Annotated in this window: 12 protein-coding genes and 1 pseudogene; 9 read left to right on the forward strand and 4 right to left on the reverse strand. The window is 39.7% G+C overall.

What is annotated here, in order from left to right:
- Positions 1-108 precede the first annotated feature (108 nt).
- Entirely contained in the window at positions 109-627 is a 519-nt protein-coding gene (locus tag ACG94X_RS06160) for an RNA polymerase sigma factor (protein WP_419382868.1), read from the reverse strand.
- Positions 628-830: 203 nt separating this feature from the next.
- Here ACG94X_RS06160 and ACG94X_RS06165 point away from each other — a divergent pair, with 203 nt between their 5' ends.
- The 5 genes from ACG94X_RS06165 to ACG94X_RS06185 are packed head-to-tail and all read left to right on the forward strand — an operon-like array spanning position 831 to position 9,913.
- Complete coding sequence (locus ACG94X_RS06165; protein WP_419382869.1) at positions 831-2,039, forward strand: efflux RND transporter periplasmic adaptor subunit; 1,209 nt, start codon at positions 831-833, stop codon at positions 2,037-2,039.
- A 3-nt stretch (positions 2,040-2,042) separates the two neighbouring features.
- Complete coding sequence (locus ACG94X_RS06170) at positions 2,043-5,156, forward strand: multidrug efflux RND transporter permease subunit (RefSeq protein ID WP_419382870.1); 3,114 nt, start codon at positions 2,043-2,045, stop codon at positions 5,154-5,156.
- Positions 5,153-8,248, forward strand: a complete 3,096-nt coding sequence (locus tag ACG94X_RS06175) for an efflux RND transporter permease subunit (protein ID WP_419382871.1) — start codon at positions 5,153-5,155, stop codon at positions 8,246-8,248. Before ACG94X_RS06170 ends, ACG94X_RS06175 begins: the two co-directional genes overlap by 4 nt.
- Before the next feature lie 18 nt (positions 8,249-8,266).
- Entirely contained in the window at positions 8,267-9,664 is a 1,398-nt protein-coding gene (locus ACG94X_RS06180) for an efflux transporter outer membrane subunit (protein WP_419382872.1), read from the forward strand.
- Positions 9,665-9,676: 12 nt separating this feature from the next.
- Positions 9,677-9,913 (forward strand): hypothetical protein, encoded by a 237-nt coding sequence (locus ACG94X_RS06185; protein ID WP_419382873.1) that lies wholly within the window; start codon positions 9,677-9,679, stop codon positions 9,911-9,913.
- Between the two features lie 126 nt (positions 9,914-10,039).
- On the opposite strand, the gene ACG94X_RS06190 is transcribed toward ACG94X_RS06185, so the two are convergent.
- Positions 10,040-11,449, reverse strand: a complete 1,410-nt coding sequence (locus ACG94X_RS06190; RefSeq protein ID WP_419382874.1) for an MFS transporter — start codon at positions 11,447-11,449, stop codon at positions 10,040-10,042.
- 373 nt (positions 11,450-11,822) lie between these two features.
- Between ACG94X_RS06190 and ACG94X_RS06195 the strand changes: the two are divergent.
- Positions 11,823-12,066: pseudogene (locus ACG94X_RS06195) on the forward strand (IS3 family transposase); the annotation flags it as partial.
- 47 nt (positions 12,067-12,113) lie between these two features.
- Here the strand turns inward: ACG94X_RS06195 and ACG94X_RS06200 are convergent.
- Positions 12,114-13,103, reverse strand: a complete 990-nt coding sequence (locus tag ACG94X_RS06200) for an ABC transporter substrate-binding protein (protein ID WP_419382875.1) — start codon at positions 13,101-13,103, stop codon at positions 12,114-12,116.
- Positions 13,104-13,106: 3 nt separating this feature from the next.
- Positions 13,107-13,694, reverse strand: coding sequence for an ANTAR domain-containing response regulator (locus ACG94X_RS06205; protein ID WP_419382876.1), 588 nt, complete (start codon positions 13,692-13,694; stop codon positions 13,107-13,109).
- A gap of 519 nt (positions 13,695-14,213) precedes the next feature.
- On the opposite strand from ACG94X_RS06205, the gene ACG94X_RS06210 reads away from it, so the two are divergent.
- From ACG94X_RS06210 to nirD, 3 genes are read left to right on the forward strand one after another with little or no spacing between them, the layout of a single operon-like run.
- The gene (locus ACG94X_RS06210) at positions 14,214-15,593 is read left to right on the forward strand and encodes an MFS transporter (RefSeq protein ID WP_419382877.1); all 1,380 of its coding nucleotides are present in this window, start codon (positions 14,214-14,216) and stop codon (positions 15,591-15,593) included.
- Between the two features lie 35 nt (positions 15,594-15,628).
- Positions 15,629-18,175 (forward strand): nitrite reductase large subunit NirB, encoded by a 2,547-nt coding sequence (gene nirB / locus ACG94X_RS06215; RefSeq protein ID WP_419382878.1) that lies wholly within the window; start codon positions 15,629-15,631, stop codon positions 18,173-18,175.
- A gap of 50 nt (positions 18,176-18,225) precedes the next feature.
- Positions 18,226-19,860 (forward strand): nitrite reductase small subunit NirD, encoded by a 1,635-nt coding sequence (gene nirD / locus ACG94X_RS06220; protein WP_419382879.1) that lies wholly within the window; start codon positions 18,226-18,228, stop codon positions 19,858-19,860.
- The last annotated feature ends 51 nt before the right edge of the window (positions 19,861-19,911 follow it).

Raw genomic sequence — 19,911 nt, forward strand, 5'->3', positions numbered from 1 at the left:
TAGAAAGAGATCAATTTTTTTTATTTTAATGTAGAAAATTTATTAGAATGAATTTTTAAATATTTATCTTTATAAAAATATTACATTATATCAATATGTTATTATTTTTTAGCAATATGTGTTTTTATAGACATCATTGCATATGACGAGAGCCTGTTTCATATCACGTTTTACTGTTGCCTCTGATATTTGAAGCTTATCTCCGATGGATTTATACGTTAGACCTTCTAATTGTGATAATAAAAATACTTGAGCAGCTCGATGCGGAAGTGTATCTAATTTTTGCTGTAGTTGGCAGAGGACTTCGCGCATAGATATTTCGTGTTCAGCTGATGGGGAAGTTTGCTGACATGTATGAATTAGTGTTTCTAGATATGACAGTTCAATGTGTTGATGTCGCCAATGATCAATAATCACATGCTTTGCAATACTGATAAGCCATGCTCTGGGTTCTCGAATATTGTCAAAAGAGTAGTCGCTTTTAAATGCACGGTAGAAGACTTCTTGGCTTAAGTCTTCGCATTGGTGATGATTATTTAATTTACTTTTAAACCATAATAGCAAAGCATTTTGGTGGGTTTGATAAATATGATGAAACCATAGTTGCTTTTTTATATGTAAATTCATTTATTTACCTAATTCCAAGAAGATAATTTTTTGATGAAATAAGGTTGTAATAATAATGATAACGATTATCATATGCAATATTGTTTTTATCTGTGCTGGCTTAAGTTATATTTTTACCACTTCAAGCCGTACAGTGAATTTTATTTTGAATTTATCCCAATTGAGGGATGTAAATTTTTTGTGAAGGCTAGGTAAGAATTTTTATGAGTGATCTACTAGAAAATGTAAACCAATCAGAAAGAAAACTTACCTATAAGTTTAGATATTTAATTGGATTTATGCTGCTGCTTATTTTCGGACTAGCAGGTTTCTATTGGAAAAAAACCTCATCCAAACCCGCAGAGGAATATAGCCAATGGAGTAAACCTGTACCCGTACGAACTGTGCCAGTACAACGACAAGATTTACAGGTTGAAATCAAAGCAATTGGTACAGTCATTCCTACGCATATTGTGAATGTACAAAGTCAGGTTTCTGGGGTTTTACAGCAGATTTATTTTAAAGAAGGGCAAACCGTAAAAAAAGGTCAGCTCCTTGCACAAATTGATTCAGTGCCGTTTCAAGTCACACTTGCACAGGCTGAAGGAACACAACAACAGAACTTAGCACAATTGCAAAATGCTGAAACAGAGTTGAAGCGTTATCAATTATTGTTTAAACAAGATTCAATTGCGAAACAACAAGTAGAACAACAACTCGCTCTGGTCAATCAACTCAAAGGACAGATACAAGCGAACAAGGCGCAAGTGGATGCCGCAAAACTACAGCTGTCTTATACTAAAATTTATTCACCTATTGATGGGCGGGTTGGATTTAGACAGAAAGATGCTGGTAACCTGATTCAAGCCAATGAAAGTGCTGGTTTAGTCAGTATTACTCAAGTTCATCCTATTTTTGTGCAATTTGCAGTGACAGAAAACTACTTAGCAAACCTGCGTCAATCCTTAAAAAATGGTGATAAGGTACTGGTAAGTGCTTGGGATAAAACAGAACAAAAACAACTTGCGCTGGGGCATGTACAAGCAATAGATAATCAGATTGATATCAGTACTGGAACTTTAAAAATAAAAGCAATTTTTGATAATGATGATGATGCTTTATTTCCGAATCAGTTTGTCAATGTGCGTTTAAATACTCAAACCATTCAAAATGCAATCAGCATCCCGAACGATGCTGTACAACATGGCGCAAAAGGCAGCTATGTTTATATCATCAATCCGCAAAACAAAGCCGAAATTCGGATGCTAAAACTGGGTATGACCTCGAATGGTCAAATTGAAGTTTTAGACGGATTAAAGGGTAGCGAAAAAGTCGTACTTGAAGGAATTGATCGTCTTTCGGAAGGCAAAGAAGTTCAAATTGTTGTAGAGAATCAACAGCCAATTTCTACGGCCAAGCCAACTGCTGGATAAATCATGAATATTTCACGGTTCTTTATTTTACGTCCAGTCGCAACCACATTATTGATGTTAGCACTGCTGTTGAGTGGCTTCTTGGTTTGGCGGTTGTTGCCTGTCTCTGCTTTGCCACAGGTCGATTATCCAATTATTCAAGTCTATACTTTTCAACCTGGCGCCAATCCCGATACAGTACAACGCACAATCACTGCACCACTCGAACGAGAAATGGGCAAAATTGCGGGTTTAAAGCAAATGTCTTCCAGTAGTTCAGTGGGGGCTTCCGTCATAACCTTGCAGTTTGAACTGAGTGCAGAACTTGGTGTCGTTGAACAAGAGGTACAGTCAGCGCTCAGTACCGCCAGCAGTAAATTACCCAATGATTTACCAGCACCACCGGTTTACCGTAAAGTAAATCCTGCTGATGTTCCTGTGATTACCCTTGCTATCAGCTCAGAAACTTTACCTTTAACCACAGTTTACGACATGGTGGACACCCGAGTTGCACAAAAGCTTTCTCAGCTTTCAGGTGTCGGGATGGTCAGCCTTGCTGGGGGGCAACGTCCAGCAATACGCGTGCAAATGAATGCTACGGCACTTGCTGCCTATAAAATGAGTGCTGAGGATGTGCGCTCCGCCATTAATTCTGCCAATGCAAATCAACCCAAAGGCAGCTTTGATGGACCATATCGAACCACCATGTTGGATGCCAATGATCAGATTCGTTCGATTGCAGATTATGAAAATCTAATTTTACGCTGGAACAATGGTGCTCCGATACGTCTGAAAGATGTGGCAAAAGTCATCGAAAGTAGTGAAGACCGCTATATGGCTGCATGGGCAGATAGTCAATCTGCAATCTTAGTCAATGTGCAGCGTCAACCAAATGCCAATGTGATTCAAGTTGCAGATCAGATTAAACAGATATTGCCCGAACTACAAAAGAATCTGCCTGAAAATGTCAAAATTCGAGTGTTAACCGATCGAACTGAGAGTATTCGCAGCTCCATTGATGATGTGCAAAAAGAATTGGTTTTTGCCGTGTGCTTGGTGGTGATGGTGACTTTTTTATTTTTAAGAAATTTATCCGCTACGATTATTCCTAGTATTGCCGTACCACTGTCGATTATTGGTACTTTTGTCGTCATGTATTTTTTAGGATTCTCTGTTAATAACCTGACTTTAATGGCGCTTACCATTGCGACAGGCTTTGTAGTCGATGACGCAATTGTGATGTTGGAAAATATTGCACGACATCGTGAGGCTGGAGAAAGTTTATTACAAGCAGCACTCAAAGGGTCTAGGGAAATAGCTTTTACTTTGATTTCCCTGACGATTTCTCTAATTGCTGTATTAATCCCATTACTGTTTATGGGGGACGTGGTTGGGCGACTGTTTCACGAATTTGCTGTCACTTTAGCAGCTGCAATCGCAATTTCATTGGTGGTGTCACTCACATTGACCCCGATGATGTGTGCATATTTATTAAAAAGTACCAAACATTCCAGTTCACACAGTCGCTGGAGTTTAGACCGAATTATCCAGCAATACGGTCAAGCTTTACAGTGGGTTTTTCGGCATCAAGTAATGACACTTGCTGTGATGTTGAGTACCGTCATTTTAGCAGGTCTGCTGTATTGGATGATTCCCAAAGGCTTTTTCCCTGTACAGGACAGTGGTGTCATACAGGTGGTGACTGAAGCGCCTGATGATATTTCATTCCAAGCTATGAGTGAGCGTCAACAAACACTCGCGGGGCAGATCTTAAAAGATCCTGCTGTGGAAAGTTTGTCTTCATTTATTGGTATAGATGCCAATAATCCAAAACTAAGTAATGGACGTATTTTAATTAATCTAAAGCCGCATGCTGAAAGAGATCCTGTAGATCAAATTATGGCACGACTTAGAGGACAGTTCGTTCAAGTTGACGGGATTCAAGGCTGGATGCAACCAGTACAAGAGCTGAGCATTGAAGATAAAATCAGTCGAACTCAATATCAACTGAGTATAACCGCTGCTAAAACGACAGATTTAGCCGAATGGACCCCTATATTTGTTGATGCTTTACGACAACAACCTGAATTTGCACAAGTAACCAGTGAAGAGGGTGGACAAGGCTTACAAGCATTTATTGATGTCAATCGAGATGCTGCAGCACGTTTGGGTTTAAACATTGAAGATATCAGTTTAGCTTTACAAAATTTATTTGCGCAGCGCCAGATTGCAACTTTATACACGCAATCTAATCAATATCGTATTGTTTTAGAACTTGACCCAACATTCACTCAAGGTATAGATGCTTTAGGGCAAACCTATATTCATAATAAAAGTGGAGAGCCGATATTACTCAGTTCTGTTGCCAATATTGTGCAAAAACGCGTGCCTATTATTCTGCAACAACAATCACAATTTCCAGCCAATGGGGTATCTTTTAATCTTGCATCAGGGGTCGCGCTCGGGGATGCGATCAAAGCGATTGATCGCGTACAACAGCGTCTAAATCTACCAACAGAAGTGAAGGTGAAACTACAAGGCGCAGCTGCTGCTTATGAGAGCTCGCAACAACATACGTTCTGGTTGGTGATTGCAGCAATAGTGACCATGTACATTGTGTTAGGCATTCTGTACGAAAGTTTTATTCACCCGATAACCATTCTTTCTACCTTGCCATCTGCTGCAATTGGTGCTTTGTTGGCATTGTTTATGGTCAATCGACCATTGGACATGATTGCCTTGATTGGGATCATTTTATTGATTGGTCTGGTCAAGAAAAATGGCATCATGATGGTGGATTTTGCTTTGGCTGCACAACGTAATGACGGATTGTCACCACAGCAAGCGATTTATCAAGCCGCACTGATGCGTTTTCGCCCAATTTTAATGACCACACTTGCGGCACTGGTTGGGGCAATTCCATTGATGCTTGCATCGGGTTCAGGGGCTGAATTACGTCAGCCTCTTGGGATCGTCATGGTGGGTGGTTTGATTTTAAGTCAAGTCCTCACGTTATTTACTACACCAGTGGTTTATTTATTTTTTGATCGTCTGCAATATTCATTGCAACATACCAATTCAGATTTACCTGTAGATGATTTACCCACAGATCATGATACGACAAGGAGAGAGTTTTGACTTTTCTCTCGACCTTTATTCACCGACCTGTTGCCAGTATTTTACTGGGAATCGCAATTGTATTATTGGGTATATTGGCCTATTTTCGCTTACCTGTAGCCGCCTTACCACAGGCAGATATTCCAACGATTGTGGTGCGAGCAAGTTTACCAGGAGCAAGTCCTGAAAGCATGTCTGCCACCGTGGCGACGCCGTTAGAGCGTGCCATGATGGGTGTTTCAGGGGTAAAAGCGATAAATTCGTCAAGTAATCAAAGCGCAACCCAAGTGGTTTTGCATTTTGATTTAAACACTGACATCAATGAAGCCGCCAGAGAAGTCCAAGCTGCAATCAATGCTGCAATGTCACAGCTGCCTTCTGGAATGCCAAGCCCTCCTGAATATTTCAAGATTAATCCAAGCCAGAGTCCAATTTTTTATTTGGCACTGAGTTCAGAACATCTTTCTGCGGGCAAACTCTATGAAATTGCCAGCAATCAGCTCCAGCCAAATCTTGCGCAAATTAATGGGGTTGGGGAAGTTGTCATTGACGGGGCATCTATGCCAGCTGTGCGAATTCAACTCAATCCAAATGCCTTGATTTCACAAGGGGTGTCTTTGGAGCAAGTTCGGGAAGCGATTGTAAAAAGTAATACAGTACAAGCCTTAGGGGTAATTGAAACTGAACAGTTACGTTGGCAAGTTGAGCTTCCAAGTCGTTTAAAAAAAGCGGATGATTTTGCCAATTTGATCGTTCATCAAAATGGTCAGACAGTTGTCCGTTTAAAAGATGTGGCTGAGGTACAGGATTCGGTCGAAAACCGTTATGTAAGTGGTTTTCACAATGGCAAACCAGCGGTTATTATTAAAATCAGCCGTCAACCCAATGCAAATACCGTTGCCACAATTGAAAAGATCAAAGAAAAACTACCAGAGTTAAGCAGATTAATTCCAGCAGATTCACAACTGACCACAGTGATGGATGGATCGGAAATTATTCGGGCGGGCTTAAATGAGGCAAGGGATACTTTATTATTTTCCATGCTTTTAGTGATTATTGTGGTCGCACTGATGTTAGGTCGTCTGCAAAGTGCTCTTGTTCCAAGTATTGCTTTACTGGTGACTTTGATTGGCGCATGCAGCCTGGTTTATCTCGCTGGATTTTCATTGAATAACTTGTCTATTATGGCGGTGATTGTTGCGATTGGGCTCGTGGTTGATGATGCAATTGTAGTTTTGGAAAATATTGAACGTCATATAGAACAGGGTGAACAGCCTATACAGGCTGCCTTAAATGGTATTCGAGAAGTCGGTCTGACCTTGCTGGCAATGAATTTGGCTTTGGTGGTGATCTTTATTTCCGTGCTATTTATGGGCGGTGTAATCGAACGATTGTTTAGAGAGTTTTCTTTAACACTGATTTTTATTATTATTTTATCTGTATTTGTCTCCCTAGTCCTTACGCCAAGCTTATCTGCGCGCTGTTTAAAACCATTGGAGAGCTATCAACATCAAGCTTTATATCGCTATAGCCATCGCTTGATGCAAGGTTTGAGTCAGCTCTATTTGCATTCATTGAAATGGATGATTAAACACGGTTATTTGGTTATTTTGCTATGGAGTGGTGCAATTGCTGCCTCTGTATATGTGTACCAAACATTACCCAAACGTGTATTACCTGAGCAAGATACCGGACGGGTTGAAGCTTTTATTCGAGGGGATGATGGCTTCTCCTTTCAAATTATGCAACCCAAAATCGCCACCTTTAGTGAAAGTGTATTAAAGGATCCCGCAGTCAAAGATGTGATTGGTACGTCTGGTGGTGCTGGCGGAATCACCAATTCTTTTTTAATGGTGAGTTTAAAACCCAAAGCAGAGCGAGATGGCAAATCTTCACATGAAATTGTAGATAGAATTAAAAAAAATGCCCCATGGCTGGCAGGTGCGATTTTTTCTGCACAAGTCAAACAGGAACTAGAATTGGATGATCCATTTTCAAGTGGAAGTGGGCAAGATTATTTGTTGTTACTGCAATCTGATGATGTTGCGTTGCTACGTCAGTGGGTGCCTAAAGTTGCTCAGGCAATGCAGAAGCTTTCAGAGTTAGAAGAAGTTGAAACCATGGGCGATGAAGGTGCTCAGCATGTGACTTTAGACATTGACCGTGAAACAGCACGTCGTTTGGGGGTGGATATAGACAATATTTCAAGCGTACTCAATAACTCATTTTCGCAGCGCCAAATTTCGACTATTTATGATCAAACCCAACAGTTTTATGTGGTGATGGAAGTTGATAAACACTTTACTGAACACCCTGAAGCGCTGGCAAATGTACGTATTCCAAATCAACAAGGTATTGCAGTGTCTCTAAGTAATTTTGCCACATGGTCTTATGGCATCACCAATGATAGGGTTTATCGACGCAACCAATATGCCGCAATGGGGATTGGTTATGTGGTTAAACAAGGCTATAGCTATGAACAAGCGGATGCGGCTATCCGTAGTGTTTTACCCGAAGTCATGTTACCCAATGAAATTTTTATCATGACAGATAAAGATGTAGAGGCAGAAAGTTTGCAGGCTGGTTTATCGACGCCGTTACTTGTCTGTGTGGTGATCTTACTTATTTATATCGTTCTTGGGGTTACCTATGAAAGTCTGGTTCATCCATTGACGATTTTATCGACAGTACCCGCAGTGGCTTTGGGGGCTTTGTTGACCTTATGGTTATTTAATTTCCAATTCACCTTAATTGCACTTTTGGGCATGTTTTTATTGATCGGAATTGTTGTAAAAAATGCCATTCTTTTAATTGATTTTACTTTATTAGAAAGAAGAGCAGGCAAGACTGCATATCAGGCTATTTTGTCTGCCGCAGCACTCCGTTTTCGTCCAATTCTGATGACCAATACTGCAGCGTTGCTGGGTGCAATTCCACTGGCACTTAGCTGGGGGGAAGGGGCAGAGCTACGTCAGCCTTTGGGTGTGGTTATTGTAGGTGGTTTAGCCTTGGGTCAATTATTGACGTTGTATACAACGCCTGTCTTGTATTTGGTGTTGGAAAAATGTGCTGAATCTTGTTTGAAATTGAAAAATAAATATGCACTTCATTGAGGTAAATAGGAAAATATAATGCAGAGTTTAATCGTTAAAAATGTCATGTGCCTTAGTGTGTTCTTGATATTGACTGCATGCAATTCTACTGTTGTGTTGCATCCGCCTGAATATAAAGTGCCAGTCCTTCAAACGGATGATCATTATAAATATGCTGTTTTAAATTGGAAAAAAACCTCAAGCTTGGAAGTCAATGCCAACACTTGGTGGGAAATCTTTCAAGATCCTATTCTCAGTCAATTGATGCAACAATTGAATCAAGAAAATTTGAGTCTGAAACAAGCAGAAGCACGATATCAACAAGCCAATGCCTTACTTGAGCAGCAACGCGCTAACCGTTTGCCAAGTTTAAAGTTAAATGGTTCTGCACAACGTAGTGGAACAAAGGACAGTACGCCAAATAACCAATTTACAACGGGTGTTCAGGTCAGTTGGATTCCTGATTTATGGGGCAGGGTCGCCAAAGCAGTTGAAGGGCAACAGGCAAATTTAGAGGCTTCACAGGCTGACTTAGCTGCAGTTAAACTCAATCAACAATTATTGGGCACAGAAAGCTATTGGAATATCCGAGTACTGGATGCGCAGTTGGATGTTTTACGACAAACCCAACACAGTTATCAGCGTTCCGTCAAAATTTTAAATAACCAATATATTGCAGGGATGATCGCGAGAGCGGATGTGATACAGGCTGAAACACAACTCAAGCAAGTGCAAATCCAGCAGATAGAAACCCAGCGAGAACGTGATTTACAAGAAAATATTTTAGCTGTGGTACAAGGTAAAACGGTTGCTCAATTTCAATTGGCCAAACAGAAACAGCACTTTCAAGTTCCAACATTACCAACTCAGCTACCAAGTCGGATGCTTATCCAGCGCCCTGATGTGATACGTGCTGAACGTGAATTGGCTGCAACACATGCCCAATTGGGCTTGGCTCAAACGGCATGGTTACCCGATCTCAGTATTGGCTTAACGGGTGAAGTAAATAGTCGTGTGTTGAGTCAACTGTTTCAAGCACCACAGTACTTGTGGTCGACTGGATTACAAACAACGGCATTGATATTTGACGGTGGAAAACGTAAGGCTGAGATTGCACAAGCACAAGCGAGTTATGCTGAAAAAGCAGCAGCGTATAGACAGGCTGTTTTAACGGGTTGGAAAGAGGTTGAAGACGCGCTTTTACAGTCATCCAGTTTTAAACAGCAACAATCTGAACAAGCTCAACTATTTAAACTTGCTTTAGAAAATGAACAAGTTGTAACTCGACGCTATAACGCTGGCTTAGTCAGTTATTTAGAAGTGGTCACAGCACAGAATTTAACCTTACAGGCGGAACAGGCAACTTTACAGCTCAAGCAGTTGCAGTTAAAAAATACAGCCCAACTGATTGCAGCCTTAGGTGGAAATATCAGTTGAAGGAGAGCTTAGATGGAATGGAAATTAAATTTCGCTATTTTATCAACAGAAAATTCAAATATTGTGCCAAAAAGTATGATGTTAACTAGCACTCCTTTTATTTATTGTCATAAAGCCGCTAGGAAAACTGACAACAAAAAAATTAAAAGTATGAAGTTTAGAATGTTCATTGAGCAATATAATAAATCTAATTGGAGATATTTACTGAATTTAAAGGAGATTTTTACTGGGAATACTTTATGCAAATAATTTATGAAAGATCTTTGCTAAATAAGTAGATATCTAATTTTATGAAGCCTCTTTTAACAGTGATTTAATATTAATTCAGCAGTGCGGGGAAGTCATTCAAATATCTTCCCTACACTTAATACAATACTATTTAATTCGTCTAATCAGTATAAATGCAAACAACGGCGCAATTGCAAATAGTGCAAATAGCCATAAGGCTGCTTGACGAGCGCCGTCAATACCGCCAGGAGCAGTAATACCTGCATTATTGACGATGATGCCTGCAATTGCAGTTGCTAAAGCCATCGCAAACAGTTGAATGGTCACAACAGATGAAGATGCAAGGTTCTCTTCACCTTTATTTGCTGTATTGAATACATGTATCGCTAGATGCGGCCAGCAAAGTCCAATTCCTAGTCCGACAGAGATCAATGCGATGACAAATAAAATAATAAGTCCATCAGCATGTAATAAATTTGGCATAGGAATAAAGAGTGCCAAAGCTACCAAAGCCACAATAATCATCAATGGTGAATAGCGAAAAATTTTTGTTACTTGAGTGGGTGTCTTATTGGCGGTAATAAAAGCACCTAAAGTCCATCCTCCTGCCATAATCGCTGTCAAATATCCTGCCATTAATGGTGTGGTTTGCTGAATCATTTGTAAAAAATAAGGTAGATAAACTTCGGTTGTAAGTCCCGCAATCATCAGAATCATCACTACAAAGATTAGCCCGATTGGATGTTTGATCGTATAAGCACCTGTGGGCATTAGCTTAGTGGTACTTTTTGCATCAATCTTGGCGATTGCAACAATACATAAAATTACAGCTAAAATACCTACAATATTGAGCCACAGATGATGGGTTAAGCTCATTAAACTGAGTAATCCAATACTCAATACTAGAAAGCCAATTTGTGCAAAAGGAATTGCGATTTTCGTTTGACGACGTTCTTGCTGCAAGTTCATTTGACGAATAACAATAACCGAAATGAGTAATGTAATTGGAACAATAGACCAAAATGCCCAACGCCAGTGACCGTATTGCGCAAACAAACCACCAATTGCAGGACCGACCAAGGTTGCGACCCCCCACATCCCTGAGGTAATCCCCATTGCCCTTGACCAGAGTCGTTGTTCGAATACAATTCGGATTAATGCATAACTGAGCGCCAGTAAGATACCACCACCTAAACCCTGTAATACACGACCCACCAAAAGTAAGGGCATATTACTGGCTAAACCACACCAAATTGAACCTAGTGCAAATATCATAAGTCCAAGTAAATAGGCTGAGCGTGGTGTCAATTGCGCTAATATTTGTGCTGCAAGTGCAGAACCAATAATTGAACTAATTATAAATAATGTAGTATTCCAAGCGTAATATTGCATCCCGCCAATATCTTGCACAATACTTGGTAAAATGGTGGTCACAATATAAATATTAATTGCATGTAATGCGACACCGCCAGTTAATGCTAACGTTCGTAATCCATTTTTACCGCTAAGTAACTCGCCCCATGACGCATCTTGCTGGATCTGTTGTTGTTTACTCATGCTTTGCCTATGTTCCGAACTTTAAACAACAAATATTCAAAAAATTATGTTGTACTAAGTATTTAAAAAATCAATTAATCGAAATAAATTTCAAGATACAAGCACTATAAAACCTCAACCTATCTTGAGGTCAAGGTTTTATATTTTAAGTGGGTATTTATTTTAAAATAAATTAGGGCAGTAGCATTTGAATGTATACAGCTTTGTTGGCATAAGGGCATATAAGTTAAAGGTTTCCTACGATGCTCAAATTTAAGTCATAATTTGAGTATGATGTCTAACTAATTTGATTAATTTACTGAGCACGCCTAATAGAGGTAGCCAATATTGAATTCATTAATATCGAAGCAAATTTGCAAAAAATGGTTTCTAAGGTTTAATGAGCAAAAAAGGTGACTGTTACGAGAATGCACCTCACCGTTTTAGAGCTTTTAGGTGAGGAGCTGTTCCGCAAGCAAGAATGAATTCATCATCGTAATTATAGAACTAGGAAAGAAGTGAAAAGTAGATATTATAAAATACATTAAGCTATCAGATAATCAGCAGAAAATACAAAAGGATTGGATTTTAAGGTACCAAATCAAATGGCAGAGGACTTTTACAACTTGGTTGTTTAGAATTTACCAAGTCAAAGCCTCCTATTAATTCCGCACACATCAATACCTTAAAGTATCAAATGACAGTCCTTCGCGATTCGAGTGATTTCAGCAGGTTCTATACTTATTTTATCCCATTTAATCATTTGCTCGATGAGCCAATAAAAATCATTTATTTTAGGTGTTGTAGCGTCTTTAACGAAATTACGAATAATACTTTGAATAGAATAATATTTTTCTACATGCAGACTTTCTGAACATTCAAATCGAATGATATTAAATTCAATTAATAACTGCCAGACCTCATAAAAATCAACCATATTTTTTAACTCATGCTGAGCTTTAATAATTGCTTGAGTAATCGCTTTAAGTGTATTTGGATGCTGAGCCGCCCACTCTTGCGTAAAAGCTAAAACTTTATCTGCAATATCAGGGATGATCTGTTGGCTTGAAATGACGATTTGACTAATACCTGATAATTCACCTTGGGTATTCCAAGGTTCTCCCACACAAAAACCATCAATGAAATGATTAGACATTGCTTCAACCATATACGGTGGTGGGAGTGTGACTAATTTACATTGTTGAGCGGTCTTATAATCTGCAAGAGCTAGCCATTGTCGTAAACAATAATGATGTATAGATTGTTTAAAAACATTTGCTAAACGTATGGTTTGCCCATTTTTTATGGCTAGAACCACTTTTTGAGCAGATTGTTCAGCAGAGTCGTGATGAGAAATATCTAATTGATGACAAAGTTTCTGGCTGAGTGAAATAAAAGCACGATTTTGGCTCAGGACAAGATTGGTTTGAAGTGGAATACCGAGTTGGTCTTCGCTTAAAGCCGCAGCAGGGAGCATTGCAGACAAGCAATGTGCAACATCTAATACTCCAAAAGCTAAGCGATCTCTTAAACTTGCCCATGAGGTTTCTTTAACTAAATCGACTTCTAAGCCCAACTCATCAAAAAAACCACGCTGCTTTGCCCATAATATTGCAATACAGTCGAGTAAGGGAATATAACCGATTTGGATTTTGGTTTTTTCTAAATCTGTCATGATTTAATCCTTCAACTGATTGTGTAAAAGTTGCTGAGCATCTAATAAGCGGCGTGCCATTTCTCCAATGGTAATACGATGGCTCATTGCATTTTTTCGTAATAATTGAAAGGCTAGATCTTCTGTCAGATGGTGGAGTTGCATGAGTAAAACTTTCGCTTTTTCAACGTCTTTTCGATCAGATAATTTATTTTTACTCTCTGTTAAATCCTTTAATAATTTTTTATGTATTTTAAACTGCTCAATTGATATTTCTAAAATACTTTCTAATTTTGTGGGGTCGATACCATCGACAATATAAGCAGTGACACCTGCTTGTATAGCATTTTTAATTGTATCTTTGTGACTATTTTTCGTAAATAAAACGGTGGGCAAATCAAATTGGCTAACACAGTTTTCGATAATGTCTCGATGTGGATGATCCATATCTAACAAAATTACATCTGCATTTAATTGTTGAAGGTGGAACATATTCAAATGATCAATGATCAGGCATGCTACGACCTCGAAATCATGTTCGATTAGTGATTTTTTGATGTATTCGGCTCGATCGAGGTCATCATCAATCAAGGCTATTTTGAGTCTTGGCATTGGAAAATGGCTGAAACCTAAAATATTTATCTCATAAAGTAAGCAAATAAGATGCCAGTCATGCTATTTCCTATAAGTTGCATGAATTTATTTTTGGTTAATGAGTCATTGGTCATGTATTTTAATGATGAAAATAAAAACAGAGTGCTTAATATTAAAATTACAAGTATTTAAATCGATTAAAAATAAGGACTTATAGTATGTTCGTCATCATGATGCACTCGAATAGCGCAAAATGTACATTAACAAAGCATTTTAAAATTTAGCGCAATTATCATTCAGATTATTTGATTCACTGTAAAAATGTATAACAATAGAATGAAATAAATTAAATGTATTAAAATCAATTGGATATATTTTAGTTTAAAAAATTGGCATGCTAAGTGCATAATCCATCCTGAGTCAAAGACGACTCTAAAAAATTTGTAAGACGGCCAACGACGTCCGCTCTGATCGCTCTGTGAATGCAATATTTGCACCGCAGAAAACCCATACGTTCAGTTCAGGTAGGAGAAGGTTATGTCTTCAAATTTAGATGCTAAGAAAGCAACAAAAATAAGTCTTTTTACTTTTAACAGCGCAGCGATGCGAGCCTTCCATATGAGTTGGCTCGCTTTTTTTGTCTGTTTCTTTGCATGGTTTGCCTGTGCGCCGCTCATGCCTGTCATTGCAGGTGAATTCCATCTCAGCAAAGATCAAATCGCCAACATTAATATTGCTGCCGTTGCTATCACTATTTTGGTTCGTCTGATTGTTGGCCCACTTTGTGATAAATACGGGCCACGTAAAACCTATACCGCACTATTAATCATCGGCAGTATTCCAGTGTTTGGTGTGGCATCTGCCAACAGTTATGAATCCTTCTTATTTTTCCGCTTACTCATTGGTGCAATTGGTGCCAGTTTTGTGATCACGCAATATCACACCAGTATTATGTTTGCACCGAATGTCGTGGGAACAGCAAATGCAACCACAGCAGGTTGGGGAAATGCAGGTGGTGGTGCGACACAGGCTTTAATGCCCTTAATGTTAGCGGCTTTAGTGATGTTTGGTGTTGAACAAACCATGGGTTGGAGAATTGCGCTGATTGTGCCGGGCGTATTGATGCTGATTGTTGGTGTGATGTATTGGAAATTTACGCAAGATTGCCCACAAGGTGATTTTAAAGAATTACGTGCACAAGGTATTCAAGTCGGCAGTGATAAAAAAGGTGGCATTGCGATTTTAATGCACGCTGCACGTAACTACCGTGTTTGGATTCTTTTCGGAGCGTATGCGGCATGTTTTGGTATTGAAATTTTTATTCATAACATTATTGCTCTGTACTACGTCGATAATTTTCAGTTTGGTTTAAAAGAAGCAGGCTTGGCAGCAGGGATTTTCGGTTTACTTGCTTTATTTGCCCGTGCTTTAGGTGGCATTGTTTCAGATAAAGTGGCAACAAAAAAAGGCTTGGATGGTCGTACCAAAGTACTTTTCCTGATGATCTTGATGGAAGGCGTATTTTTGGTGGTCTTTTCTCAAATGAATACTGCGGTTTTTGCCATCCTCGCAATGACAGTATTTGCTTTATTCACTCACATGGCATGTGGCGCAACTTATGCACTCGTACCTTTCATAGACCGTGATGCTTTAGGTGGTGTGGCAGGCATTATTGGTGCAGGCGGAAACGTCGGTGCAGTGGCAGCAGGTTTCTTACTGAAAGGTATGCTTGATATTCAAACGACACTGATGGTGTTGGGTGGTTTGGTGGTGATCGCTGCAAGTTGTGTCTTGATGATTCGTTTCTCGGTTGAACATAAAGAAAAAGAACAAAAATTGTTTGAAGCCGCTGTTCTTGAGCGCCACGATCTTGAACAAAGCCTTGCACAAAGCACTAAACAAAATCACGCAGCTTAATCGCAAAAGAATAAGAAGATTTGAGGAGAATTGAAATGAAATTAGTCATGATTGGTCACGGCATGGTGGGTCACAAATTTATCGAATCGGTGCTTGAGCACGCAGGCGATGAAGTGGAAATCACCATCCTTGCAGAAGAATCTCGTTTAGCCTATGACCGTGTGCATTTAACTGAATATTTCTCAGGAAAATCTGTCAAAGATTTAACCTTATGCCGTAGTGATTTTGCAGATGCTTATGGAATAGATTTGCGTTTAAGTACCAAAGCGGTTGCCATTGATCGTATTAATAAAAGCATTACGACAAATCATGGTGATGTGATTGCCTATGATAAATTGATCTTAGCAACAGGTTCTTATGCTTTTGTTCCACCGATTCCGGGCAATGAACGTAAAAATTGTTTTGTGTATCGGACAATTGATGACCTTGATGCCATTCGTGCTGCAAGTTTAAATGCTAAAACAGGTGTGGTCATCGGTGGTGGTTTGCTTGGATTAGAAGCAGCCAAAGCATTAAGAGATTTAGATTTAGACACCCATGTGGTGGAATTTGCGCCCCGTTTAATGGCGGTACAAATTGATGATTTGGGCGGTAAAGTTTTACGTTCAAAAATTGAAAATTTAGGCGTGAAAGTCCATACCCAAAAAGCAACATCATCCATTGAAGAGGGTACATCAACTACACATGTGATGAAGTTTGGTGATGGTTCAGAGCTTGAAACAGACATCATTCTCTTCTCCGCAGGCATTCGCCCACGTGATGAATTGGCGCGTCAAAGTGGTTTGAACATGGGCGAGCGTGGCGGAATCAGTATTAATGATTATTGCCAAACCTCAGATGAAGACATTTACGCCATTGGTGAATGTGCATTATGGCAAAATAAAATTTATGGTTTGGTTGCACCTGGCTATGACATGGCACGTATTGCAGCCAAGCACGTGATGTCACAAACAAGCACTGCATTTTTAGGTGCAGACATGAGCACCAAGCTGAAACTAATGGGTGTTGATGTGGCATCAGTCGGTGATGCACACGCTATGACACCGAATGCACTCAGTTATTTCTATGCAGATGAAGACGCCATGATTTATAAAAAAATCGTGGTGAATGCTGAAAAAACTAAACTTTTGGGTGCTGTATTGGTTGGTTGTGCCAAAGAATATAACGAACTTTTGCAAATGATGCTGAATGGTTTGGCTGTTCCAGAAAGCCCTGAAAGTTTGATTATGCCGGGTTATGCCAATGCACCATCTAAAAGTGGGGGCAGTGGTGTCGATTTACTGCCTGACAGTGCAACCATTTGTTCATGTAATAACGTGTCTAAAGCAGATATTTGTTCGGCAATTGCAGAGGGTTCAACCTCATTGGGTGCACTAAAAAAATGCACCAAAGCCGCAACGGCGTGCGGCGGTTGTTCAGCCTTGGTGACACAGGTTTTAAAATCTGAATTACAGCGTCAGGGTGTGACGGTTAATAATCATCTATGTGAGCATTTTGCCTATTCACGTCAAGAGCTGTATCACTTGGTGCGAGTCAATGAAATTAAAACCTTTGATGATTTAATCCATCAACATGGGCATGGTTTAGGTTGTGATATTTGTAAACCAACGGTGGCGAATATTTTAGCATCCTGTTGGAACGATTTTGTTTTAAAACCCACTCATGCAGGTTTACAGGACAGTAATGATTATTACTTGGGGAACATTCAAAAAGATGGTTCTTATTCGGTTGTGCCACGTATGGCAGGTGGAGAAGTCACGCCAGATGGCTTAATTGCAGTGGGTCAAATTGCCAAAGAATATGGTTTATACACCAAACTGACTGGTGGACAGCGCGTCGATATGTTTGGTGCACAAGTACATCAACTACCTGAAATTTGGGAAAAACTCATCAATGCAGGTTTTGAGTCAGGTCATGCCTATGGCAAATCATTGCGTACCGTTAAATCCTGTGTCGGCAGTTCATGGTGTCGTTATGGGGTAGATGATTCTGTCGGCTTAGCGATTTTTTTAGAGAATCGTTATAAGGGGTTACGTTCACCGCATAAACTTAAAATGGCGGTTTCAGGCTGTACCCGTGAGTGTGCTGAAGCACAAAGTAAAGATGTCGGTGTGATTGCTACAGAACGAGGTTGGAATTTATACGTCTGTGGTAATGGTGGGATGAAACCTCGTCATGCAGAATTATTGGCTTCCGACTTGGATACAGAAACTTTAATTCGCTATATCGACCGTTTCTTTATGTTTTATGTGCAAACCGCAGACCGTTTACAACGAACTTCAGTATGGCGTGACAACATGGAAGGGGGCTTGGATTATCTAAAAGCCGTCGTGATTGATGATTCTTTAGACATGGCGGATGAATTGGAACGCCGTATGTCGCACGTGGTTGGTACTTATCAGGATGAATGGCGTACTGCAATTGAATACCCTGAAGTGCGTAAACGCTTTATTACCTTTATTAATGCAAAAGCTGAACAGCAAAATGATCCACATATTCAGTTTGCCTCTGAACGTGGGCAAATCCGCCCAAAAACCACAGCAGAACGTGATGTGAGCCGTATTGCGATGGTTGAAGCTTAAGCGGTTGAAAGCTTAAGTATTTGCACTGAATAAGATCAAGGAGAATTTGCATGACTATTTTAAAAAGCGTTAATAAAACTGATGAGATGGAATGGGTTGAAGTGTGTCAACTTGCCGATATCACGCCAAATACAGGTGTGGGTGCAATCATCCATCAACAACAAATTGCATTGTTCCGTGTCGGGAATGAAAAACGGGTCTATGCCTTAAGCAATCAAGATCCATTCAGTCAGGCTTTTGTGATGTCACGGGGGATTGTAGGGGATCTACAGGGCGAACGTGTGGTCGCATCCCCTATTTATAAACAACATTTCAGCCTTGCAACAGGGCGTTGCTTAGAAGATAAAGAACAAAAACTCCTAGTTTTTCCAAGCAAGATTGAAAATGGTTGTGTTTTTGTCTGCCCGACAGCACAAAAAACCTATATTACCAACAATGCATCTTCACAGGAAAAAACCAAACTTGTTTTGGTTGGTAATGGTTTGGCAGGTATGCGTTGCTTGGAAGATTTATTAGATATGGCACCTGATCGCTATGATATTACCGTGATTGGTGAAGAACCATGGGGTAATTATAACCGCATTATGTTGTCACCTGTTTTGTCAGGTGAAAAAACCATTGAAGATATTATGCTGCATTCACATGCATGGTATCAGTCAAAAAATATTACATTTATTGCAGATAATGCTGCTGTGAAAATTGATCGGTCACGCAAACAGATTCATACACAAAACGGCCAGATTGTGGATTATGACCGTTTGATTTTAGCCACAGGTTCAAAACCATTTATTCCTCCCATCGCTGGTTCCGAGTTAAAAGGCGTGATTAGCTTCCGTGATATTTATGATGTAAATACCATGCTTGATTATTGTAAAAATAAGAAAAATGCTGTGGTGATTGGTGGTGGGTTACTGGGACTTGAAGCTGCGTATGGTTTAAAACAACGTGGCATGAATGTGACTGTTTTGCACTTGATGGATCGGATTATGGAGCGTCAGCTTGATAGTAAAGCCAGTGTAATGCTGCGTTATAGTATTGAACAAAAAGGCATCACGATTATTACGGATGCAAATACCTCAGAACTTATCGGACAAGATGGTCACATTGCTCAAGTTCAACTCAAAGATGGAACAATTTTAGATGCTGATTTGGTGGTCTTTGCTGTCGGAATTCGTCCAAATATGGCATTGGCACAAAGTGCGGGATTACGCTGTAATCGTGGTGTGATAGTAAATGACACCATGCAAACGTTTGACCCTAGTATTTATGCTGTGGGTGAGTGTATCGAACATCGAAATCAAACTTTTGGATTGGTTGAACCATTGTGGGGACAAGCCTTCATTTGTGCTACCCATTTAGCCGAACATGGTAGTTTAACTTTTAAAGCGCCAACTGTACCAACACAGTTAAAAGTCAGTGGTTGTGATGTATTTTCTGCAGGTCGAATTGATTTAGAAAATAGCGAGCCGAAAGAAGACTATGAAGACATTATTTTAAATGATGAAAAACGCCAAATTTATAAACGCATTATCATTCAAAAAGACAAAATAATTGGTGCTGTGTTGTTTGGTGACACCGAAGACGGTGCTTGGTATGCAGAATTGATTGCAGATCAAAGCTCAATTTCAAGTATTCGCAATAAATTACTGTTTGGTCGAGATTTTGCATTAAAACAAGCAGGGTGATGAGAACCTCCCCCCTAATCCCTCTTAAAAGGAGGGGAGTTAAAAAAGCAA

It is taken from the genome of Acinetobacter psychrotolerans (genome assembly GCF_048552595.1).
In the GTDB taxonomy this organism is placed as follows: domain Bacteria; phylum Pseudomonadota; class Gammaproteobacteria; order Pseudomonadales; family Moraxellaceae; genus Acinetobacter.